The sequence below is a fragment of the Bullifex porci genome (assembly GCF_009695635.1).
Taxonomy (GTDB): domain Bacteria; phylum Spirochaetota; class Spirochaetia; order Sphaerochaetales; family Sphaerochaetaceae; genus Bullifex; species Bullifex porci.
This window is the reverse complement of the sequence record NZ_VUNN01000004.1, coordinates 73945-97244: the sequence shown is the minus strand read 5'-3', so window position 1 is coordinate 97244 and position 23300 is coordinate 73945. Positions and strand designations below refer to the sequence as shown.

The following is a 23300-nucleotide window of genomic DNA, read 5'->3' as shown; positions in this document are numbered from 1 at the left end:
TTATCATGGTGCTAAAGTTGATAAAAGTGGTGCTGATGTGTGAGTATACTCAATTAATATTTGAGCACCACCCAATTCATGCTTCAGCACCTCAATCGATGATATGGTGTAAAAAGTAAGATGATCACGGAAAATCAAATATTTATCGTTGTTATGTGGATTAAAAAGTAAGATAATCACGAAAAATAAATTATTTTACGTTGTTATGTGGTTAAAAAATTGAGATAATCACGGAAAATAATCAATATTGACAAGTTTACTTGGCAATTATACTATTAATGCAAAGTTTACTTGGCAAAGTGAGGATTATATGACAAAAGAAGAAATATTAGAAATGAGTAGAAGAGAAAATAAGGGGAAAGATATTGCAGATATTGAAAGCTCAAAGCGTGGAGTTTGGGCTGGTTGGATAGTAGTAATATCCCTTTCAATATTATTATCTTTGTATGACTATTTTAGTGGAGCAAAAATTCCTTTTGAGATGTTAAGTGCTCTTTCTACTGGTTTAGCTGTTGTATTTTTTATAAAATTTTCAATGCTAAAGAAAATACATGAATTAATAGTTGCATTAATTTATAGCTCTTTAGCAGTACTATTATTCATTCTTTGGATTACCTTATGATCGATGAACTTATATTAAAAAATAGAATAAAGGAAGCTCGTGCTGAGAAGGGACTATCTCAAGCAGAGCTTGCTAAATTAGTTGGAGTTTCTAGAAATACAATATCCTCGATAGAGACAGGGCAATTCAATCCAACAGCAAAGCTAGCATTAGTATTAGCTATTGCGCTAAATAAGAAGTTTGAAGAGCTATTCTATTTTTAATTAAACAGAAAGGCTCTTCTGGTTTAGTTCATTTATCATTTCAGAGAGCATACCCTTTAGTCTTACTTCCTGAAGCTGATCTATTTCTCCTAGGTTCTCTCTAATATATGTAATTATATAGGAAAAGAAGGATGATAGGTGACCTTCATCACAAGGGAACTGTAGAGATGAGAAGATATTATCGATATCACGACTCTGACAGAAGCCCTTATTTGGGATTGTAATAATCATCTTTCCTGTTGAAATACTACTCTGTTCCATTTTAGCCACAGCAGCAAGACTTACAGATGTGTTAGCTTCTCTTAGAGGAGAGCCTGCAGCATTAAAGTATTGGTAATCAAATTGCTGAATTGGAATTCTAATTCTAGATAAAAGGGCATTTGGAAGAAGTGCTAGTCCTCCATTTTTATCGTAAATTCTTGAAATTCCAAGCCACTTAGAGTGCATTCTCTTCTTTAGATATCTTACTTCAACGTTGGCATCTAATAGCATTAAGGTTGAAGCTAATGGAGTTCTAAAGGATGGTGTACATAAACAGCCGCCAATAGTAATTCTATTTCTTATAGTTGTTGTTGCAGTCTTATCTATAGTTTTTATAAGTACCTTTGGAAGGAGGAGTGCACCTACAGATTGAATCTTGCTAAGAGAAACCATACTACCAAATTCAGCAAATCTATCATTTCTCTGAAAGTGCTTTAGCTCTTCAATATTTTGTAGGGAGATAATCTCAACATTAGCTGATTTAGAAGGATAGAAATCCTTCTGACTCATAATGTAGGTACCTCCAGCCCAAAGAGAAGTAGCATTATCCTTATAGCTAATTATAGTATTTGTAAATTCAGCTAAATTGTGTGGCTCATGGACATTTGGACTTCTAAGCTCTGCGTACATTTCTCTTCCTCCTAATGATGAGTGCTGCATTAACTACCTCAAGGAAGCTCGATGGATCAATACAATGACAATGAATTAATGTACTTTCCTGTAGTATTTCAGAATTATTAATTGGGAATTCATTATTCTCATATCGTCTTAGAATATCTTCAATTAAAAGAGTTTGTGAGGCATAGCAATTTTTACATGGTGTAATACCTGTATTTAAATAAGCTCTTTCGATATCTCTAAAGTCTCTAGATCGAGAGAAGGAATCGAAGGTAATAATATTACTATCCTTTATTAAAAATGCTGGAATTAAGCATGATAAAACAGCCTTTCCATTTAATAGCACCATGCATTTACCACAGTGGTTACCGCCACAGTGTGTCTTCAAAGAGTCGATATCGAGACTTTCCATCAGAATTAATGATAGCGGCTTTGTTGAGTCTACTGTTAATGAAAGTGCTTTTCCGTCAACATTACATTCTATTCTCATATCTACTTCCTTATTATTGCATTCTGAATCATTGATGCAGAGATAGGTAAGGTCACATTTTTCAGTCTTGGAACACATTGTATGACTGAAGAACCAAAAGCGGCTTTAACACATCCTGCTACAGCCGCAGGGATACTTGCAATATTATATGTGTTATCGCTTTCAAGACTAATATTAAATTTAAATGGTTTTACTGGGTCAATAGATAAGACAGCTCCTGAAGATTTTAATGCTTCAATAGCTGAATTAGCTATCCTCGATTTTACTTCCTTAGGGTCATATATGGTTCCAAGGCGTGCATTAATCCACACCTCTTGTACAATAGGGCAGAAGGTGATGTTATCAACCTTTGTCTCAATGATTACCCCAACAGTTCCACAGCTTTCAAACTCACAAGGGTTAAGCTTATCATCGATATCAACATTAACAGATACAGGTAACTGACCTCTCTTTGCCTTCATAGAGAGCTTTCTTAATGCAGGTATTAGCTGCTTAGTAAGCTGTCCTAAGGACCTAGATAATACATCAGGACCACTATCTATTGCAGAGGTTGAGTAGTCGAAGATTCTAACATCGCTTTCCTGGAAATATGGTTCGTCATTAATTAGCTTCTTAATTATTTCATTTACATTTCCCTTTATTGGAAGTGATGTATATAGCTCAACTCTATTATTTAAATTACAAACTAGCTGTGCCTTGTAATCTGTCTTCTTTGCAAAGGTTGTTGAAAATCCAGAAATTCCAAAGCCTGTAGCAATACCAATTCCTCTAGTAAATGGGATAAGAGACATTGAACCTCTTTGAGATTCATAAGAGGACCACTTCCTAGAGAAGTTACTATCATTAATTATCTTTTCTGCAAGCCTTATTTGCGGTGTTAAATCGAGAGATGGAAGATAATCTGTGAATTTTCTCTTAGAGCCTTCAAATCCCTTCTTCCAGGCTGTTGGTGTTATGCCAATTGTTGAACATATTTTTGTCATTTGAAGCTCTGTAGAGGCGAGTGCATCACAAAAGCCCATATTACCAAAGAATATGGCAGGTGGGTTGTTGCTATGAACAATCTTTACACTAGCTCTAAAATATCCAACTGGATATGATGGAATTAATCCAGTTAGTGCTTGACGTTTAAACTCACCAGCTTCAAAGAGGAATGCACCTTCATCGGCTATATATGATACCTCCTCTCCAACAGGCTTCCCTTCCTCTGTTAAGAAGGTTGTATGCTTAATAGTTACAGATGGTGTTGCGGCCCATATATTAGCTCTAATCTCTACATTTGCTTTTAGCTTAACAGCAGCATTAGCAACTATACATGAAAGTAAGATAGGGATGATTAAAAATTCATCCTCATCAGCTGCATATGGAATTGGATGTATTATTACATTATCGGCCTGGTTAGAAATTGATGAAATAACATTATCCTTTAGAACCTTAGTCCACTGAGTAGGTACACTAATATGAAGTGTTTCATTTTCAAACCAAGCAGAGACCTTAACAAGTGTATCATTGTTAGTGAGTGTATAATTACTTTGATATGTGGACTCAACCTGTGTTAAGGAGCTTAAATCAAGCTCCTCCTTATCACCCCAAAGAAGTGTTTCCTCTTCATCCTTGATGTTATCAAATAGTGTTGATTCACTTTTAAGCTCCTCATATTCGATAACAGTTTCTCTTGCAGCTAGGTTTACAGATTCGTAATCAGGTCCAAAAATAGCGAGTATTGGCTGACCCTTGTATAAGACCTCTCCCTTAGCTAATATCGGCATTGTATCGGAAAAGAGTGTAAAAACATTATCTCCAAATAAATCACCTGCACTAATAGTTGTGAATCTATTATCTAATTCAGGTAATTCGATACGACTAATTCTAGCCCTATCAACATTGCTTGTTATTAAAGTACCAAAGAATATACTACTGATGTTTTGTCTGTTCTTTACTCGCTCTGCCATAGAAATAGAATATCACAAAACACAAGCAATTCACACGTGCTTTGTTGTTGAGGCCTCTATTTTTTTGTAAGATTAAAATATGGAAATAAAAAAGAGAATTGAAGAACTAACAAATGATTTACTTCGCTATCAAGAGGCCTATTATGTACAAGGTAAGAGCTTAATTAGTGATAGCGAATATGATGGCTTATTTGATGAGCTAGCAAGACTTGAAAGGGAGCATCCTGAGTATGCCTCACCAAATAGTCCTACCGTGAGAGTTGGATCTGATTTAACCTCAGACTTTCCAGAGGTAAAGCATACAATACCTGTATTATCACTCGATAAAGCATATTCTGTTGAAGAGGTTCTATCCTTTATGACTAAGTGCGAGGAGAAGGGTAAGGAAAACCTTTCCTTCGTCGAGGAAGAGAAGATAGATGGTATTTCAATGGTACTTTATTATGAGGATGGGTTACTTGTTAGAGGTGTTACTCGTGGTAATGGCTCAGTTGGTAACGATGTAACTCCAAACATTAAAACTATTAGCCAAATTCCATTAAGGCTTAAAGAGAATATAGATTTAGTTGTTAGAGGTGAAGTTTATATTGCAAAGGAAGACTTTCTAAAGTTCAAGGACCTTGATGGTGCTGCAAATCCAAGGAATCTAGCCTCAGGAAGTGTTAGAAGACAAAAGAGTAGTGAAACAGCAGCTATTCCTTTGCAGATATTCGTATATGAGGGCTTTTGGGCAGATGAAACTATAGCTCCAAAGGATCATATTTCTATTTTAGCAAAGCTTAAGGAGCTTGGCTTTAGGATTAATCCTCATATAGCACTATTCTCATCCTCAAAGCAGAAGAGTCAGAATATGCTAGATAGTGCTAAGCTGGAGGGTAAGGCTTATGCCTTTGATGATCTTGAGAGCTATATAAAGGATGTGACTGCAAAAAGAGCTTCTCTAGAGTATGAAATAGATGGAATGGTCACAAAGATTAATGAGCTTAATGTTCGCGATGAGCTTGGTTATACAGAGCACCATCCTAGATGGGCTATTGCATATAAATTTGAATCACCTCAAGCTGAAACTGTAATTGAGGGAATTACTATGCAGGTTGGTAGAACTGGTAGAATTACTCCAGTTGCAGAGCTTACTCCTGTAGCCCTCGGTGGTTCTACAGTAAAAAGGGCAACTCTACATAACCAAGAGTATATTAATGACTTAGAGATTGCTATTGGAGATAGAGTATCTGTTGTAAAGAGGGGTGATGTCATACCTGCAGTAGAAGAGGTACTTGAGAAGAATGATGTAGGAAATACTACATTTAAAATTCCATTAACATGTCCTTGCTGTAATACTCCTTTAGTAGAAAGGGGTGCTCATCTATTTTGTCCAAATACAGATTGCCCTGACCAGGTGTTAGGTCGTATTACCTTTTTTACCTCTCGTGATTGCATGGATATGGAAAGCCTTGGTCCAAAGTCAGTTGAGATATTAATCAAGCATAACTTTATTAAGGATATTCCTGATTTATATACCTTTGATTTTAATAAGATCCTTGATGAGAATATTAGAGGGCTTGGCGAAAAGAGTGTAAATCAATTTAAGGCTGCTGTAGAGGAAAGTAAAAAGAGACCTTTTAGAACTGTATTAACCTCTCTTGGAATACCGGAGGTTGGTAAAAAGGGTGCAGAGGTTCTAATTAAGGGGGGCTTTGATAATATAGATAAACTAATTGAAGCAAGCCAAAAGAATGATGTAGATGCTTTTATTAAGATTCCTCAGGTTGGAATTCAGACTGCAAATACAATCATTAATGCATTTAATGACAAAGTTTTACTTGAGCGTATTGAAAAACTAAAGTCAGCTGGGCTACAATTCGAGGAAAATTATGAAGAGAACTCTCTTGATCAGATTTTCTCTGGACAGGTTTGGTGCATAACTGGTTCCTTTGTAAACTATAATCCTAGAGGATTAGCTCTTGCTGAGATAGAAAAAAGAGGTGGTCGAACTACTAGCTCTGTAACAAGCAAGACTACTCACCTGCTTCTTGGTAAAGGAGGAGGCAGTAAGAGGGCAAATGCTGAAAGCCTAGGGGTTAAGATAGTTACTGAAGAAGAGTTTATCAGCATGATTAACAAAGGGAAGGTAATTCCAAAGAGCGAACCAGAAAATGGTCAGCTTTCACTCTTTTAGTTGCCGGAGGGTTTTGTATGAATGAACTTGCAAAACAATTAAATGACACATTATCTTCATGTGTAGTTTCAGCATTTTTATCTGAAAAGGGAAAGAACCTATTCTTTCCAAAGGGTATCGTTGCTCAGTCTCAGGAGGCTGGCGAAAAAGCAAAGCAGTATAATGCAACTGTTGGTTTAGCTAAAAGTCATGGTATGCCAATGCATCTTAGCGATATCCAGAATTTATTCAAGGAAAATACCCTTAAACCTTCTGATATCTTTAGCTATGCTCCAGGTGGCGGTAATAAGGAGTTAAGAGCTATTTGGAAAAAGGAGATGGTAAAGAAGAATCCATCTCTTGAAGGAAAGCTTATCTCAGATCCTCTAGTAACAGCGGGCTTAACACATACAATTAGTATGGTTGCTACAATGTTCTTTGATAAGGGAGATGAACTAATCCTTCCTGATTTATATTGGGATAACTATGAGCTTATCTTTAAGGATTCTATTGGCTGTGAAATTAAAGAGTTTAAGTTCTTTAAAGATGGTGCAATGAATATTGATGGACTCAAGAAAGCACTCTTAGAGAGTAAGGGTGATACAGCACGCGTTTTGTTAAACTTCCCAAATAACCCAACTGGTTATACTCCTAGTGAGAGTGAGATGGAGAAGCTTGCCAATACCTTTAAGGAAGTTGCTTCTACAGGTAAGAAAATCCTTGTAATTTCAGATGATGCATACTTTGGACTTTTCTTTGAAGCTGATACTGCTAGAGAATCATTATTCTCTCGTCTTGTTGATTTAGATGATAACATCTTTGCTATCAAGGGTGATGCAGCTACTAAGGAAGAGATGGTATGGGGCTTTAGGATTGGCTTTATAACATATGGTGGTAAGAGCTTAAAGGCTGAACACTTAGATGCTTTAACAAAAAAGACTCTTGGTGCAATTAGATGCTCTGTTTCAAACTGCGATATGCCTGGACAGTCAATGCTTTTAAAGGCTATTAAGGAAGGTGAAAATTACGTAAAAGATAAAGAAAAAACCTTCTTTGTTATGAAAGAGCGCTATAATGTAATTAAAGATGTCCTTAAGAACTATGAAGGCTCAAGCCTATTAAAGCCATATCCTTTTAACTCAGGATATTTCATGGCCTTCGATACTCTTGGACATAGCGCTGAGGCTCTTAGAGTCTACCTTCTTGATAAATATCAAGTTGGAACAATTAATATTCAGGACAGGACTCTTAGAGTTGCTTATTGTTCTGTTGAAAAGGAACAGCTTGCAGATCTAGTGTCTATTGTCTATAAGGCAGCAGAGGAGATATGGAACTAAAAACAAAGATCTACTTACTAGATGATGAAGGTGAGAAGTTTATGGGCATAGGGGTTCTATGGCTATTAAATGAGGTTGCAAAGACTCAGTCATTACATAAAGCGGCTAGCAATTTAAGTATCTCTTATTCCAAGGCCTTTAACATGGTCAAAAACCTTGAAAAGACAATTGGTAAGGAAGTCCTAGCTAGAAAGAAGGGTGGTGCTTCAAGAGAGGGTGCAACACTGACAGAGTTTGGTAAGAGCTTTGTTACTCTTTATGATGAGTTTCAAAAGAAGGCTAAAGAGAGTACATTAATACCATATCAAGAATTTAAAGATAAACTATGTGTCCTAATGGAGGAAAAAGACCATGAGTAACAAAATGTTTGATTTTGATATTGAAACATTGGGAGAGGCTAAGATCAGTTCACCAATTAGAATGAGTAGAAATAATGGTGATGGTATGGCTGATTACGTATCTGATGAGGATAGAATCCTTTATAGTGTTCAAACCCATGAGGAAGATGGCGTAAGAAAGCCTCTATTAGATGATACTATGGAAGAAGCAGGTCCAAGAGAGAAGATTTACTTTAACCCATCTCATGTTCATGCAGCAATTTGTACCTGTGGTGGTATTTGTCCAGGTCTAAATAACGTAATTAGAGCAGTTGTTAGATGCTTTTGGTACCGCTATGGTGTAAGACGTATCTCAGGTATTCAATATGGTTACTTAGGATTACTTGAAAACTCTTCATGGCCACTAATTCCACTCGATCCAGATGTAGTTGATGATATCCAGGAAAAGGGTGGTACAATCCTTGGTTCTGCAAGAGGTGGTGGAAAGCAGGTAGAGGAAATTGTTGATTCTCTCGAAAGATTAAATATCAACATCTTAATTACTATTGGTGGTGATGGAACTCTTCGTGGTGCTTATGATATTGGTGAGGAAATTAAAAGAAGAGGCTTAAAGATTGCAGTTGTAGGGGTTCCTAAGACTATCGATAACGACTTAAGCTTTATCGACTCCTCATTTGGCTTCGATACAGCTGTTGCTTCAGCAGTACCATCTGTAAGAGGTGCACATGTTGAGGCTAAAAACTCAATCAATGGTATTGGTCTTGTTAAGGTTATGGGTAGAGAGTCTGGATATATCGCAGCTCATACATCTCTTGCTCAAAGTGATGTAAACTTCTGTCTTATTCCTGAATCTCCATTTGACCTTGATGGTCCAAATGGCTTACTTGAGCATGTTAAGAGAAGAATCCTTGAGAGAGGACATGCTGTAATCCTAGTTGCAGAGGGCGCAGGTCAGGAATTTGCTCCACCAACAGGTGAAACAGATGCATCTGGTAACATTAAGTACCATGATATCGGTATTTTCCTTAAGGAAAAGCTTAAGTCCTACTTTAAGGATGAGGGTATTCCAACCTCTATTAAATATATCGACCCATCATATATTATTCGTTCAGCTCCTGCTAATAGCTATGACTCAATTTATTGTGCTCGTCTTGGTGCTCACGCAGTTCATGCTGCTATGGCAGGAAAGACACAGTGCTTAGTAAGTAGAGTAAACAACCAATTCGTTTACCTTCCAATTAAACAGGCTGTTTCAAAGAGAAGTCATGTTGATATCGAAGGAACCCTTTGGAGAGACGTACTTGAAAATACACGTCAGCCATTCTCAATGAAAAACTGATAGCTATAAAGCCTTCTAATTGAAAATAATCAGTTAGAAGGTTTTTTTGTGATTATTCAAATCTTTCATACTATTTCTTAGTTAATGATGGAAAAAAGTATGATAGATGATAATTTAATTTTTAATACCTTAAGTAAAAACACCTGTAAAGTATATATAGTCAATGATAGACATAAGCCTAATTGGAATTGTGTTGTTGCTTCTCCCAAAAAGTTCTTACTATATAGCACAACATAACATTACAAATTTTGTAATGTTGCGTAATGTTAAAAAAATAATATGCTAAAAAATAGACGATATGGCTAAGAATAAAGAAAATTAATTAATCTATATTTGCATAGTGTTGGTAAGAATCATCGATTTAGTACTCTATTTGCAGACTTTTTCTATAATTAAGGTTTTTTCAATTTGTATATGCATAAGATAAAGGTGAACTTACGGAGCTTTTGCTACCTGTCATTTGATCGTAAGTAAATTTAGTGGTGCTTTTCTCAGAAATAAGTGTTATGAGCAGATTGAAAAGAATCTAGATATACTCCTATATCTCATATCAAAAGGTAGATATAAAGGGCCCTTGAAATAGCATTTTGCTGTGTTAGAATTAGTATTTAGAGGAGATGTTATGTTTACTACGATTTCTAATAAACCATCTAAAGTTCTTTCACCAATGCCTAATAAAATAGTAGATAAGAAAGGTGAGTTTACCTTTTCACAAGATACAATGATATATGTTGAGCCTCAATTTTCTCAGGAAGCTGAAACCTTTATAGATTTACTTTTAGAGGATCTTCCTTATAAAGAAAAGGGAAGTGGAGAAAATGAGCTTTATATTAAAAAATCTAAGGTTAAGGGAAAGTATCATCTAGAAATATTAGAGGATAAAATTACTATTTCTGCAGAGAATAATGAGTTAGTATTTATGGCGCTAGAGACTCTACGTTCTCTATTATTAACCTATGGTCATACAATTCCTTGCTGTAATATTACCGATTGGCCTAAGTGTGAATATAGAGGCTTTATGCTTGATACAGCAAGACACTTTGTAACAGCAAATGAGATCAAAAGATTACTTAAGGCTGCTTCCTCAATACATTTGAATTATTTTCATTGGCATTTAACAGATGATCAGGGCTGGCGTTTCCCACTTTCCTTTGATGAAAAGGTAAATAAGGAGTCTTCAATTCGTAAAGCAATTGATTACCAGGAAGAGCGCTTTGAGGGCGGGCTATATACAGAAGAAGAAATAAAGGATGTTATAAATTACGCTACAAAGCTACACATTACGATAATTCCTGAGATAGAAACTCCGGGACATGCTATGGCACTGCTTCATGCTCACCCAGAATTTGGATGTGTTGGAGGAGAATATGAAATTCCAACCACAGGAGGTATTTTTAAGGATGTACTTTGTGTTGGAAATGATGAAGTAATAGAATACTTTAAAAAGGTCTTTGCTGATGTTGCTCGTATTTTCCCTGGAAAATATATACATATTGGTGGAGATGAGTGCCCTCATGAAAGGTATGAGACATGTCCAAAGTGCCAAAAGAGAATGGAGGAAAATAATCTTAAAAGTGCAGCAGAGCTTCAAAGCTGGATGACTGTTCAAATAGCTAAGATAGTAACCTCTCTTGGTAAGATCCCTGTCGGTTGGGATGAGGTATTAGATAACACACAAACTCTTGGTCTTCCTAAGGAGGTTATAGTAATGAGCTGGAGAGGAAGCCAGGGAGGAATTGAGGCTGCAAAAAGAGGCCACAAGGTAATAATGTCTCCATCTATTGAGGGTGTTTACTATGACTATCGTTATGATAAGAGTAATGATGATGAGCATGGCCAATATTGGGGAGAATCAACGATAAAGATGAGCTATGATTTTGAACCAATAAAGAAAGAGATGGGAGATGATGCTCACCTTGTTTTAGGTGGTCAGGGTAATCTCTGGACAGAACGGGTTGATTTTGGTCGTGATACAGAAGCTCTTTACTTTCCTCGTCTTGTTGCCTTAGCAGAAAGCCTATGGACAGAAAAAAAGAATTGGGAGGCCTTTAAGGCTAAACGTGGTGCGATAGAAAAGAGGTTAGCTTCTCAGGATATTATGTTCTGGAGTGGAAACTGGAGTTAATAATTTTTAAAGGTACTAAAGCAAAACTTTGGTACCTTTTTTAGTCGAGATTTTTAACCAAATTTTACTAAATATGTTAAACGATTGTTATAAATTTTTCTTGTTTTGTAAACAAAATTTGGATTAATATGAAATTTATGTAAAATTTAAATTTGTATACAAATTTTATTGTCATAATAATTGCTTTAAATATAAGAAATTATAAAAATAAAAAATTAAATTAAAAATTTTTTTAAAAATTTGTATACATTTTTTTAAAAAGTATATTGACTGTTTTTAGATAAAGGAATATCTTTAAGCCATCAATAAGGGAAAAACAAAATCCCTTATAAAAAATTTACCTCCTTTTGTTCCCCTCAGAGCGGTTTACCTCCTTTTCTCCGCAGAGGGGTTTTTTATTACCTACCGATAAAGATCTTCAATTGTAAGCACTTTATAATTAGAATCATCAATGATTAATTCTTCCACCTTTGTGGTGACACCACTCTTAGAAAAAATAATAAAGCTTTTATTTTCTTTATTTATACAAAGTGCTGACTGCTCTAAATCTTTAAGCTGCTTAAGATCAAACTTTTCATTAGTGTATTTACATTCACAAATTATTGCATTCTCATCGTCTAATGCAAGAATATCGATTTCTTCCTGTTTCTTTAATATCGGGTTGTTACCCCACCAACGGCCAATTTCTTGTGGATAAAATGGCATTTTCCCAAGATAAAATTGTTGTTTTAGATACGCTTTACAAATGTCCTCAAAGCGCTTTCCTATGAATGCATTTAATTTCTCATTTGTTATTTCTTTTTCATAAAATATCTCTGGAGAAATAAAACCATTTAGAATATTGCGGTGCTTAAATATGAATGCAAAATAGAAAGCAAAATAATTATCCGATATTGAATACAATGTATTTCTAATTCTATCTTTTTCTCCACATGGAATTTCTTTTTTTATATAGCCCAAATTAATTAATACAGAAATATATTTTGATATTTTAGCAGAATCTTCTCCAACTTTATCTCTAATAGTATTTAGATTCGAAGCTCCTGAATTAATTGCTAACATTATATTTTTATAAAACGAAGTCTCTTTTAGTTCCATGCGTAATAAATTTTCTACTTCGTTAAAAAGATAACCTGTGGTAGATAGACAATTCTTAATTATATTTTCTCTTATTGATAAGCCATCATCAAATAGAGAAAGATATAAAGGAGTTCCTCCGAGAATTGAATATACTGTTAAAGCCTCCTCATTTGAGTATTTAGGGAAAAACTCTTTTGCTTCCAAGTATGAAAAAGGTTCTAATTTAAGTTCTGCTGTTTTTCTACCATATAAGGGTTTTGTAGAATCATCAATAATATCTTCAATAGTTGAAACCTCTGAACCGCAAAGTATTAGAAATATATTTTTTTGCTTCAATACTCTGTCAATTGCATTTTGGAGTATGGAATCGAAAGCAGGATTTGAGCTATGAAGATAAGTAAATTCATCAATTATTATAACTAACCTTTGTTTTAACTCTATATCCTTAAAAAAGGAAAAAACATCCTTCCAGGTTTCGAATGAATTAAGAAAAGTACCAAACTTTAATACATTATTAAGTTCTTCACAAAAGCTTTTTACATTTGATTTTTCAGCTGATTTATCAGCAGTAAAGAATACTGTATTATTTTGATACTTTTTTGAAAAATGATTGAGAAGGTATGATTTACCTACTTTTATTCTTCCACGAAGAATGAGCATTTCAAATTTCTGAGAATTGTATAATTCCTCTAGTAGCTTGAGCTCTTTTTTTCTACCTATGAAGATATTATTCTGCACTATTAACTCCTTGGTAAGTAACTTTCGAATAACTAACTTTGGAGTTAATAATGTAAAATTATCTTGTTAGTCAACAAAAGATATACTATTCATCCTTCTCTTCTTGTTTATTTGCTTTTGCTTTAAACTTTTGTGAGGCTTCCTGCATTTTCAACCTACCTTGTCGTTTCAGTTCTGCTTCTGTTATCGGTTGAATCTTGTCTATAGGACGACCTGAGGTAAATTGTCTTATCATGCAATCTGTTTCCTCTGCGCCTACTGCCTTTGGATAATTTATAAAGCCATGTACTGTACCTTTTATTTCAATGTAGTTAGCATTTGAGCCCGATACATTTAATGCATTAGCAAAAAGTCTTCCATCATCTTTAAGAGGATCAAATTCGGCACCAATTATTAAAGTATCTGGAAGTCTAGAAAGATCTTGAGCTAAAAGAGGTGAAAATAGTGGTGATAAAATATCCTTTGGCTCTCTTTGGTAGCAGCTAATATAAAACTTCATCATTTTATCTGTTAAGGTAGGGCTATCACCATATTTTTGAAAGCTCTCTGTGCGTAATCTTCCATCTGTAACTGGATATATTAAAATCTGTCCTATTGGTAGCTGAATCTTTCTATCTCTTGCAAGTAAGGATAGACCCGCTGCGATAGCACCACCTGCGCTATCACCCATAAAATAGATGCTATCAGGATCAACCTTCCAATATTTAATACCCTGTAAAGCCCATAGATATGCATCGTAGCAATCTTCAATAGCAGTTGGAAACTTATATTGTGGTGCTAAACGATAATCTAATAGTAGAACACTAGAGTTAGTTACAGCTGCAATATGAGCACAGTAAAGGCCATATAAATCCATGTTACCAAGGACCCAGCCACCTCCATGTATATATATTATTAAAGGCTTAAGGCTTGTTCGAGCTAAGTCATCTGAGCTTGAGAAGAAGTGGCCTGTAATAGCCCCTTCTGTAACAGGTATTACATATGTAGTTTGAGATATATGTGGAGCAGGCTTGTTAAATAGCTTTCTAACAAACCTAGAGCTTGGAATTGTTTTTTTATTTAGGTTTTCTATTACCTCAGGAGTGAGTTTATCTACATCTCTCTCTGTAAACATATTAGAGAGTGCGATGAGCTTCTTCATCTTCTTCGATAGAGGATATTTCTCGTCCATAGAGTCATTTTACGTTTACTTATTTAATTAATGCAAGTTCAAAGAAAGGTAATTATGAAAAATTAGAGCTCTAAAATAGAAGTTGAAATTTGATGATTTTCAAGATTGTTATAATAGAAATGAGGAAAACTGGCTATTTATTTATCATGTATTTGTAATAAGTTTGAATTATTATGCATTATATATTGGTGTAATTATGGGTATAATGGGTAATAAATAATAATTAATTGGTAACTTATGGTTATATTTATATAATATCACATGAAAAAAGTTATAATAAGTCAAATTTATGGATGAAGTATGTATAAGCTATGATTAAACAAAAATTTGGAGGCAGATTATATGAAGAAATTTTTAGTAGCTGTATTAATCGTTATCACAGCTCTTGGCTCAGTATTTGCACAAGGTGCTAGTGAAACAAAGGGTAATGTTGAGATTGAATTCCTTCAGTGGTGGGATCCTGAACTTCCAGAAGGTTTCCTTAGATCATTACTTGATGAGTTCGAAGCTCAGAATCCTGGAATTAAAGTTAAGCTCGTTTCTGTTCCAAGCGCAAGCTATTATGAGCAGATTGTATCAGGTGCTGCAACAGGTACATTAAGCGATGTTGTTGGTGTTGATGGTAAGTGGATTTATGATGTAAGTAAGATGGGCGCTCTTGGTAGCATTCAGAAATATCTAGATGCTTCTTCAGTAAAATCAGAGCTTACAAATATTTATTCTGTAGATAATGATGCTAAATCAGTACCAGTAGTATCATTTGTTTACCCATTATTTGTAAACATGGATCTCTTAAATGCAGCTGGTTACACAGAACCACCTAAGACAAGATCAGAATTTGCAGAAATGGCAAAAGCTTGTACAGATGCTTCAAAGAGCCAGTATGGATGGGTTCTTCCAATGCCTATTCAGAGTTCAACTGGTGTAAGAATTGAGACTATGACACTTTATTGGGGAAGTGGATACAAGATGATTGAGAATGGTCAGCCTAATCTCACAAATCCTAATTTTATTAAGACTCTAGAATTCGAAAAAGACTTACTTGATGCAGGTGCTATTTCTCCTGGAGCATTATCCAAGAAAGAACAGGATAAAGTTGAAGAATTTGCAAACAATAGAGCAGCATTTATGTTCAACTCTCTAGCATGTATCAATACTCTTACAAATAGAGCACCAAACCTAAACTATGTAATCACAGATGTTCCTGCCGAGGATGGGTATGAAGGAACTAGAGGTATCAGAAATGCTGACTGGGCTATCGGTATTAGCGCAAATACAAAGCACCCTGAAGAAGCATTCAAGCTCATCGAGTTCTTAGTAACAAAGGCAAATAACCAGAAGCTTTCTAGCACAGCTAATGGCTTCCCTGGTAATAAGAATGCAACTCCTGACTGGGTAAATAACTCTAACCCAAGATATGCTGAAGCATTCGAAATCTTCCAGAGAAGTGCTTTAACAAATGAATTTAATGCTATCCCTAACTCAGATAACATTGGTGAAAGAATTGCTACTCAGGTTCAGAAGATTTTCACAGGTGAATTAACTCCTCAGCAGGCTGCAGCCGAGGCTCAAAAGTCCGTAATGGAAGTTTGGCAGTAATTAGTAAAAATCACAAATCAGGGAGGGGATTTTCCCCTTCCTAGCTTTAATAAAAGATATTTGGAGGAATTATGTCTTTAGTAAGAATGGATTATGTTCTAAAAAAGGCTCAAAAGGGCGGTTATGCTGTTGGAGCTTTTAACTTTCCGGATTTATCAAGTATCCAGGGTATTATGCAAGGAGCTGCGGCTAAAAACAGTCCTGTAATTATTAGCCCTCCTGTATTTACAATGGATGAAATGGGTGAGGAGATGTGTATTAGATGTATCGAAACCTTAACTCATGAATATCCTGAGATTGATGTTGTTTGCCATCTTGATCACTGCAGTGATTTTGAAAGAATTAAGCGTTGTATCGATTATGGCTTTACCTCAGTAATGGTTGATGGCTCTGCATTACCTTATGACCAAAATGTTGAATTAACATGTAAGGTTGTAGATTATGCATCGAGATTTGGCGTATCTGTTGAAGCAGAGCTTGGTCATATCGGAGGCGTTGAAGAGGATATTGTTGTTGATGAGAGAAAGGCTCTATTTACTCAGCCAAAGCAGGCTCTCGAATTCGTTAAAGCAACAGGTATTGACGCTTTAGCAATTGCAGTAGGTACTGCACATGGATTCTATAAGCAAAAGCCTAAATTGGATTTTGAGAGAATTGCTGAAATTAGAGCTATTACAGATTGCTGCTTAGTATTACATGGTGGCTCTGGTGTACCTGATGAGGATTTCAAGAAGGCTATTTCTCTTGGTATCACAAAGATTAATGTTGGTACAGAGCTTAAGATCACAGGTAACTTTGATGTTCAGAAGGCACTCTTTGCAGAAGCAACACATGGTGATGTAAGAAAGATTCAGCACCAAGTAAGAATCAAGACACAAGAAATTGTTGAGCACAAGATTGATGTATTTGGTTCTGCTGGAAAAATGGCTCAGTGATGACTTTTGCTGGAATTGATATTGGTTCAACAAATACAAAGATATTAGCAATGAACGAACATGGTGACATCGTAATGATGTCATCATGTCCAACTCCAAAGCTCACAATAGATGGGCTTTTATATTTTGACCTTGAAAAATTAAATAATTTAATAGATGAGATGCTTACTTCGTCAAAAGCAAATGCAGTTGCATTTTCTTCTGTCGGAGAGAGCGTAGTTCCAATAAAAAATGGGAAAGCTATTTTAAATCCTATATTTTGGGACCAAAGGGGTGCCTCTGCAACATTAAAGGAGAGAGCAATACTTAATGAAAATACCTCATATTCTTCCTTAGGAATTATCCCTAATGGGCTTCTAGCTATTGAAAAAATTCTCTGGTACAACAGGCAATTACCAGAGAGGCCAGACTTCTATCTTCCCATTTGTCACTATCAAGTATTTAGAAAGACAGGAGCTGCCTTTTATGACCCTTCTCAGGCAAGTAGAAGTGGAGCCTATAATGTCTTTTCTAAATCCTGGATTGATAAATTATACGATAAATTATCAATACAACCCTTTGCTCCTATAAAGCCTATAGGCTCCTATTCTTCATATAATAATAAAGTAACCTATGCAGTCGGTGGTCATGACCATATTTTAGGCCTATATGGTGTTTCTAAGATATTTAATAATGACGAAATAATATATGACTCTATGGGTACTAGCAGTACAATATCTCTCTTAACTAAATTTAATTCCTCTTTAGAGGGGAACAACACATATGATAGCAGAGGGGGTGGTATTGTTAATGGCTTTGAAAATGAAGAGTTTATTGTATTTAGAGGTTTAAATAGATATGGCTCACTATTAACCTACTTTATGAAAACTATTGGTTGTGATGATATCTACCAAATTAATAGTAAAATAAAGAGCAAAAAGGAATTTAATCTTGCATTTGACTTGGAGGTTGGAGGAAATTTCACATCAGCAAATATTCCCTTTGGCCTATGTAATATAACAAACCTAAATATTATGGCTAACGAATGTGATTTAATAATGAGTATTTATCACTACCTAGCTAAGCAAAGTATGCTAGTTTATAAAAACCTACTTGGCTTTGCTCAAGCTAAGCCTTTGTATGTTGCTGGGGGACTAGCTATAAAAAATGATATATTGATGAATCTTAAGGCAAACTACCTTAAACATGAAATAGTTCCATTTAAAATTACAGAGGTGAGTGCCTTTGGAGCACTATGTGCAGCTATTAATGGAAGTGGAAATGAGAGTGTATTTAATGACTTAGCTAAGCTATTAGCCAACTAATTGTTTAAATTGTATTTCTTTTGATATTGTTTTGGGCTTAAGCCAACGTGCTTTTTAAAGGTCCTTGAAAAGTGTGAGTAGTTATTAAAGCCAACCTCTCCACAAACCTCTTCTGTAGTAATCTTTGTTTTTAATAAATCTTGAGCGATAGTTAGCCTGTAATTAATTAAAAATTGAATTGGAGAGCAGCCTAGATTCTCGGCAAAGAGACTACACAAATTATTTTTACTAATTCTAAACTTTATTGAAAGACTATCTAGAGTGATTTCATCCCAGTAGTCACTTCTGATGTAATCAATTATTTTTTGAAGAGTTTCTGAAAGTGTTAGATTTGATTTAGATAATATAGTAGAGGATTTATTAAATATTATATTTATTCGAAGTAAGCATTCTGTAAATAGAAGCTTTTTATAAAGAGAGGAGCCATATTCATCACTATCTGTTAAGCTTTCTAGCTTTGAAAACAAGGAGAGAAGGAGCAATGACTCCTCCTCACTTGGACAAATAAATATTTCATTTGCGTATTTCTTCTCTAAGAAGCACTTCATTAAATTAGTGTTATCGTCCGATGCTATCATAATGCTATCTACACTACATGAAAGCTCAAAGCGATCTAATTTTTCACTAAATTTCATTTGTAATGAATCATTTTGATCCATTAAAAGTATTGCATACTTTGGAAATTGAACCACCTTATGATTAAAAATAACACTAACTTCACCTCCTATATTAAATAGGATACGAAATCTTTTACCCTTTAGGTGTAGTGGCATCAGCTCCGATGTGGTTAGATGAGCAATTGAAAACATAGCACTATACCACAATTATCGATACATTCTTATCCTTCATTTTGTTACTAATATTCTCTGGTAAATTTTCATCTGTAATAAGATAGTCTATAGAATCATAGCTACAAAAGCTGAAGGCGGCTCTCTTTTCCCATTTACTATGGTCAGCTAATAGGAAAACCTTTTTTGCATGTACAGCAATATTTTTCTTTATCTCTGCCTCTAAATAAATATTAGTTGCAAGACCTTCCTCCATAATACTAGTAGTTCCCATAAATACTATATCAAAGGACATATCCTGCATAGCATCTATTACTGTATTTCCGATGAAGGATGTACTAGATTGTTGGTATATTCCTCCTATTCCAATTAAATTTAAGCTATCATATTTCGCTGCTTCTGCCATAATAGTGAGGCTATGGGTAATTATTGTAATATTCTTCTTTAAAGCTAAATAAGGAATCATCAAAGCTGTAGTAGAACCAGAGTCGACAAAGATAGTTGAGTTATCCTCTACAAAGGTAGAAGCATATTTAGCAATACGCTCCTTTTGTTCTAAATTTCTCATCCTTCTTTCTGAAACCGTTGTTAATGTGCTTTGTGGTGATTGCTCCTTAATAGCTGATACACCCCCATATACTTTCTTTAATTTACCATTTGATAGAAGCTCTGAAACATCTCTCCTAATAGTGTTTAGTGAGATACCAAACTCCTTTGAAAGATTATCTAGTGAAACAAATCCATTCTTGACTATATATTCCTCCATCTTATCAATTCGTTCACTTCTAATCATTATTCAACACTCCTTAAAACCTGAATTCAAAGTTACTAATATGATAATACATTTTTTTATTTTATTGATATTAAAAAACACAATTTTTTTTAAATATACTATAATATACTCATAATATAACAAAAAGTTACCAAATATACGGAGCGTAAAATGATAATTAAGCTAGATAACCCTAGAGCGTGGAGAACTTATTGTGGTGGAAAGAAACTTGATGAACTAGAGGGCAAAGAAAATCCTAAGATATCACATTTCCCAGAGGAATGGATAATATCTTGTGTAACTGCTAATAATGGCTCTCATTCATTAGGACCTGAGGAGGGTCTTTCTCATGCTTTAGAAAGTGGTATTACTTTAAAATCAATTATTGAAGAAGATCCAAGAAGAATGCTAGGAAGTACACATTATAAGAAATATGGTAGTACTCCTGGAGTTTTAATAAAGCTTATTGATTCAGCTGAGCGACTATCTGTTCAGGTTCATCCAAATAAGGAGAAGGCTAGAAGCCTATTTAATTCACAATTTGGTAAAACAGAGTGCTGGCATATCCTTGGTGGAGATGATCCAAATATCTACATTGGTTTTAAGGAAGGGGTAACTAGAGATGAGTGGAAAAACTACTTTGATGTTCAAGATATTTCAGGAATGCTTTCCTGCTTACACCATGTAAAGGCAAAGATAGGAGATACATTTTTAATAAGAGGAGGTGTTCCTCATGCTATTGGTAAGGATACCTTCCTAATGGAAATCCAGGAGCCAACTGATTACACAATAAGAGTTGAGAGAACAACTCCTAGTGGTCTTGTAATTGATGATATTCTCTGCCATCAGGGACTTGGCTTTTATAAGATGTTTGATTGCTTTGATTACAATGGTACATCGGAGGAGGAGCTATTTAAAACAGCTCTTTGTGTGAAAAATATTATATCTAGCAATATTGGATATGAGCTATCATCTCTTATCTCTTATGATATGACCGATTGCTTTTCAATGGAATCTTTAAAGCTAAAGAAGGGTTATCAATATAAGCTTTCTTCAGCTAAATCCTTTATAGGATTATATATAATGAATGGAAAGGGATTTATTGATGATGAGTCCTATAAGGGTGGAGAGCAACTATTTATTTCTGCTTCAAATGATGAAGCTCTAATAAGTGCTAAGGAAGATAGTTTAATTTATATATTTCACGGACCTAAGGTATGAAAAAGGAGAAACATATGGAATTAATTAGTCAGAAAATGAGAAAGCTTTCTCCTGAGCTTGATCCTTTGAGGATTGGCTCTGGGTGGAAAAAAGAGGACTTAAGTAAACCACAGATATTCATAGAGAGTACCTATGGTGATAGCCATCCTGGTAGTGCTCATTTAAATAGATTAGTTGAGCAGGTAAGGAAGGGAATAATGGATGAGGGTGGCTTTGGTGCTAGATACTTTTGTACAGATATGTGCGATGGAGAGAGCCAAGGTACAGATGGAATAAATTATTCACTCTCTTCCCGAGAGATGATCGCAAATATGATAGAAATTCAAGCTCAAGCAACTCCATTTGATGGCGGTGTTTTTATCTCATCATGTGATAAGGGGCTTCCTGGTAATTTGATGGGATTAGCTAGGGTTAATATTCCTTCAATAGTAGTTCCAGGTGGAACAATGAATGCTGGTCCTGATATGCTCACCCTTGAGCAATTAGGTATGTATAGTGCAATGTATTCAAGAGGTGAAATTGACTCCTCTAAGCTCGATTGGGCAAAGCACAATGCTTGTCCATCGTGTGGTGCTTGTTCCTTTATTGGTACAGCATCAACAATGCAAATAATGGCAGAGTCCTTAGGCTTAGCTCTACCTGGCTCAGCTTTAATGCCATCAATCTCAAGTAGCCTTGAGAAGGTTGCTTACAATGCTGGTAGACAGGTTGTAAGGAATACATTAAAGGGTGGCTTAAGACCTTCTGATATAGTAACTGCAAAGAGCTTTGAAAATGCAATTTTAGTTCATGCTGCTATATCTGGTAGTACAAACTGTTTACTTCATATCCCTGCAATAGCTCATGAGCTAGGAATAACAATAACTGGTGATGATTTCGATCGCCTTCATCGTAATGCGCGCTATCTATTAGATATTAGACCAGCGGGAAGATGGCCTGCAGAAACCTTCTACTATGCGGGTGGTGTTCCAAGAATCATGGAGGAAATAAAGAGTCATCTGAATCTTGATGTACTTACTGTAACTGGAAAGACTCTTGGTGAAAATCTAGAGGAGCTTGAGAAGTCACATTATTTTGAAGAATGTGAGGAACATCTACATGCTTTTAATCAAAGATATGGTGTGAATATTAAGAGAGAGGATATTATTAGACCATATGATAAGCCAATTGGAACAGGTGGTAGTATTGCTATATTAAGAGGTAATCTTGCACCTGAGGGTGCTGTAATTAAGCATACTGCATGTCCAAAGGAGATGTTTAAAGCAGTACTTAGAGCTCGCCCATTTGATAGTGAGGAGGAGTGCTTAGCTGCTGTATTAGAGCATAGAGTAGAAAAGGGTGATGCTGTATTTATTAGGTATGAGGGTCCTAAGGGAAGTGGAATGCCTGAGATGTTCTATACTAGTGAGGCTATTAGTAGTGATAAGGAGCTAGGAAGAAGCATTGCTCTTATTACAGATGGTCGCTTTTCTGGTGCATCTACAGGTCCTGTAATTGGGCACTGTAGTCCTGAAGCTATCGACGGCGGTCCTATAGCTCTAGTAGAAGAGGGAGACTTAATCGAAATTGATGTTGATGAAAGAAAGCTAAATATTGTAGGCATTAAGGGCGAAAGAAAATCTCTTGAGGAAATTGATAAAATTCTTGCAGAAAGAAAGGCAAAGTATATTCCTAAAAAGCCTAGATATGATAAAGGTGCTCTTGGTATTTTCTCTCGATTCGCAGCCAGCCCAATGAAGGGTGCATATATAGATTTATAAGATAATAAGGGGCAGAAATGCCCCTTATAAACTATTATTTAGTAAAATAAGCTTCCATATCTTTTTCAAACTTTTTAACAGTAATATTAAGCTTATTAGCAGCAGTTTCTTTTGTAATTATTCCATCACGAGTTAACTCATATAGTATTTTAACTTCGCCCTCAAGGATCCCCTCAAGCTTTCCATCATTTTTATATCTTCAATTGCCTTACACATGTTATAACCTCCATCATTTGGAATATCTACCTTCATTATTGTTTCTAATAATTCATATGATGTGACCGTAATCAAGTGGTAATTTAAATTATTTTCATCTCTTATATATTCCCTTGTATTAATACACATATCTAAGAAGCTAAGTCCATCTTGTTAGGCTATCCAGTTTTTCAGCTTTTGACCACTTTCATATTCATGGATTGGTTACCGTAGGCCAATGGTCCGCTTACTGCCCGCTCTGTTTTTGCCCAAGAGTCATGTCTGTGGCATGTCTTA

At 35.3% G+C, this 23300-nt stretch carries 20 protein-coding genes; 12 read left to right on the top strand and 8 right to left on the bottom strand.

Features of this window, described 5'->3' with window-relative positions; translation table 11 throughout:
- Positions 1–310 precede the first annotated feature (310 nt).
- Both FYJ80_RS03600 and FYJ80_RS03595 read left to right on the top strand, forming a co-directional pair.
- Positions 311–622, top strand: a complete 312-nt coding sequence (locus tag FYJ80_RS03600) for a DUF6442 family protein (protein ID WP_154424763.1) — start codon at positions 311–313, stop codon at positions 620–622.
- Entirely contained in the window at positions 619–825 is a 207-nt protein-coding gene (locus FYJ80_RS03595; RefSeq protein ID WP_154424762.1) for a helix-turn-helix transcriptional regulator, read from the top strand. The genes FYJ80_RS03600 and FYJ80_RS03595 overlap by 4 nt, the downstream gene beginning before the upstream one ends.
- Here FYJ80_RS03595 and FYJ80_RS03590 read toward each other — a convergent pair whose 3' ends face one another.
- The 3 genes from FYJ80_RS03590 to FYJ80_RS03580 are packed head-to-tail and all read right to left on the bottom strand — an operon-like array spanning position 826 to position 4146.
- A complete protein-coding gene (locus FYJ80_RS03590) occupies positions 826–1716 on the bottom strand; it encodes an FAD binding domain-containing protein (RefSeq protein WP_206360944.1) in 891 nt (296 codons plus the stop codon). It lies immediately after the preceding gene.
- Entirely contained in the window at positions 1700–2194 is a 495-nt protein-coding gene (locus FYJ80_RS03585; RefSeq protein ID WP_154424760.1) for a (2Fe-2S)-binding protein, read from the bottom strand. Before FYJ80_RS03585 ends, FYJ80_RS03590 begins: the two co-directional genes overlap by 17 nt.
- Before the next feature lie 2 nt (positions 2195–2196).
- Complete coding sequence (locus FYJ80_RS03580) at positions 2197–4146, bottom strand: molybdopterin-dependent oxidoreductase (RefSeq protein WP_154424759.1); 1950 nt, start codon at positions 4144–4146, stop codon at positions 2197–2199.
- A gap of 79 nt (positions 4147–4225) precedes the next feature.
- Here FYJ80_RS03580 and ligA point away from each other — a divergent pair, with 79 nt between their 5' ends.
- The 5 genes from ligA to FYJ80_RS03555 all read left to right on the top strand — a co-directional run bounded on the left by ligA (position 4226) and on the right by FYJ80_RS03555 (position 11440).
- Positions 4226–6322, top strand: a complete 2097-nt coding sequence (gene ligA, locus FYJ80_RS03575; protein ID WP_154424758.1) for an NAD-dependent DNA ligase LigA — start codon at positions 4226–4228, stop codon at positions 6320–6322.
- A 17-nt stretch (positions 6323–6339) separates the two neighbouring features.
- The gene (locus FYJ80_RS03570) at positions 6340–7638 is read left to right on the top strand and encodes an aminotransferase class I/II-fold pyridoxal phosphate-dependent enzyme (protein ID WP_154424757.1); all 1299 of its coding nucleotides are present in this window, start codon (positions 6340–6342) and stop codon (positions 7636–7638) included.
- Positions 7629–7997, top strand: coding sequence for a winged helix-turn-helix domain-containing protein (locus FYJ80_RS03565; protein ID WP_154424756.1), 369 nt, complete (start codon positions 7629–7631; stop codon positions 7995–7997). The genes FYJ80_RS03570 and FYJ80_RS03565 overlap by 10 nt, the downstream gene beginning before the upstream one ends.
- Positions 7990–9315 (top strand): ATP-dependent 6-phosphofructokinase, encoded by a 1326-nt coding sequence (locus FYJ80_RS03560; RefSeq protein ID WP_154424755.1) that lies wholly within the window; start codon positions 7990–7992, stop codon positions 9313–9315. Before FYJ80_RS03565 ends, FYJ80_RS03560 begins: the two co-directional genes overlap by 8 nt.
- 622 nt (positions 9316–9937) lie before the next feature.
- Positions 9938–11440: a beta-N-acetylhexosaminidase gene (locus FYJ80_RS03555; RefSeq protein WP_154424754.1), complete on the top strand. Its 1503-nt coding sequence runs from the start codon at positions 9938–9940 to the stop codon at positions 11438–11440.
- 402 nt (positions 11441–11842) lie between these two features.
- Here the strand turns inward: FYJ80_RS03555 and FYJ80_RS12145 are convergent, their stop codons facing one another.
- Together FYJ80_RS12145 and FYJ80_RS03545 are read right to left on the bottom strand one after the other, a co-directional pair.
- Positions 11843–13258, bottom strand: a complete 1416-nt coding sequence (locus tag FYJ80_RS12145) for an ATP-binding protein (RefSeq protein ID WP_206360943.1) — start codon at positions 13256–13258, stop codon at positions 11843–11845.
- Between the two features lie 85 nt (positions 13259–13343).
- Entirely contained in the window at positions 13344–14429 is a 1086-nt protein-coding gene (locus FYJ80_RS03545; RefSeq protein WP_154424753.1) for an alpha/beta hydrolase, read from the bottom strand.
- Positions 14430–14771: 342 nt separating this feature from the next.
- Here FYJ80_RS03545 and FYJ80_RS03540 point away from each other — a divergent pair, with 342 nt between their 5' ends.
- The 3 genes from FYJ80_RS03540 to FYJ80_RS03530 all read left to right on the top strand — a co-directional run bounded on the left by FYJ80_RS03540 (position 14772) and on the right by FYJ80_RS03530 (position 18267).
- A complete protein-coding gene (locus tag FYJ80_RS03540) occupies positions 14772–16028 on the top strand; it encodes an ABC transporter substrate-binding protein (RefSeq protein ID WP_154424752.1) in 1257 nt (418 codons plus the stop codon).
- Between the two features lie 71 nt (positions 16029–16099).
- Entirely contained in the window at positions 16100–16963 is an 864-nt protein-coding gene (locus tag FYJ80_RS03535; RefSeq protein WP_154424751.1) for a class II fructose-bisphosphate aldolase, read from the top strand.
- Positions 16963–18267 (top strand): FGGY family carbohydrate kinase, encoded by a 1305-nt coding sequence (locus FYJ80_RS03530; protein WP_154424750.1) that lies wholly within the window; start codon positions 16963–16965, stop codon positions 18265–18267. The genes FYJ80_RS03535 and FYJ80_RS03530 overlap by 1 nt, the downstream gene beginning before the upstream one ends.
- Here the strand turns inward: FYJ80_RS03530 and FYJ80_RS03525 are convergent.
- Both FYJ80_RS03525 and FYJ80_RS03520 read right to left on the bottom strand, forming a co-directional pair.
- Positions 18264–19076, bottom strand: a complete 813-nt coding sequence (locus FYJ80_RS03525) for a helix-turn-helix domain-containing protein (protein ID WP_154424749.1) — start codon at positions 19074–19076, stop codon at positions 18264–18266. The genes FYJ80_RS03530 and FYJ80_RS03525 overlap by 4 nt on opposite strands.
- A gap of 4 nt (positions 19077–19080) precedes the next feature.
- Positions 19081–19848: a DeoR/GlpR family DNA-binding transcription regulator gene (locus FYJ80_RS03520; protein ID WP_154424748.1), complete on the bottom strand. Its 768-nt coding sequence runs from the start codon at positions 19846–19848 to the stop codon at positions 19081–19083.
- Between the two features lie 150 nt (positions 19849–19998).
- Between FYJ80_RS03520 and FYJ80_RS03515 the strand changes: the two genes are divergently transcribed.
- Positions 19999–21048: a type I phosphomannose isomerase catalytic subunit gene (locus FYJ80_RS03515; protein WP_154424747.1), complete on the top strand. Its 1050-nt coding sequence runs from the start codon at positions 19999–20001 to the stop codon at positions 21046–21048.
- 14 nt (positions 21049–21062) lie between these two features.
- Complete coding sequence (gene ilvD / locus FYJ80_RS03510) at positions 21063–22808, top strand: dihydroxy-acid dehydratase (protein WP_154424746.1); 1746 nt, start codon at positions 21063–21065, stop codon at positions 22806–22808.
- A gap of 132 nt (positions 22809–22940) precedes the next feature.
- Here ilvD and FYJ80_RS03505 read toward each other — a convergent pair whose 3' ends face one another.
- Complete coding sequence (locus FYJ80_RS03505; RefSeq protein WP_154424745.1) at positions 22941–23153, bottom strand: hypothetical protein; 213 nt, start codon at positions 23151–23153, stop codon at positions 22941–22943.
- Positions 23154–23300: the final 147 nt, after the last annotated feature.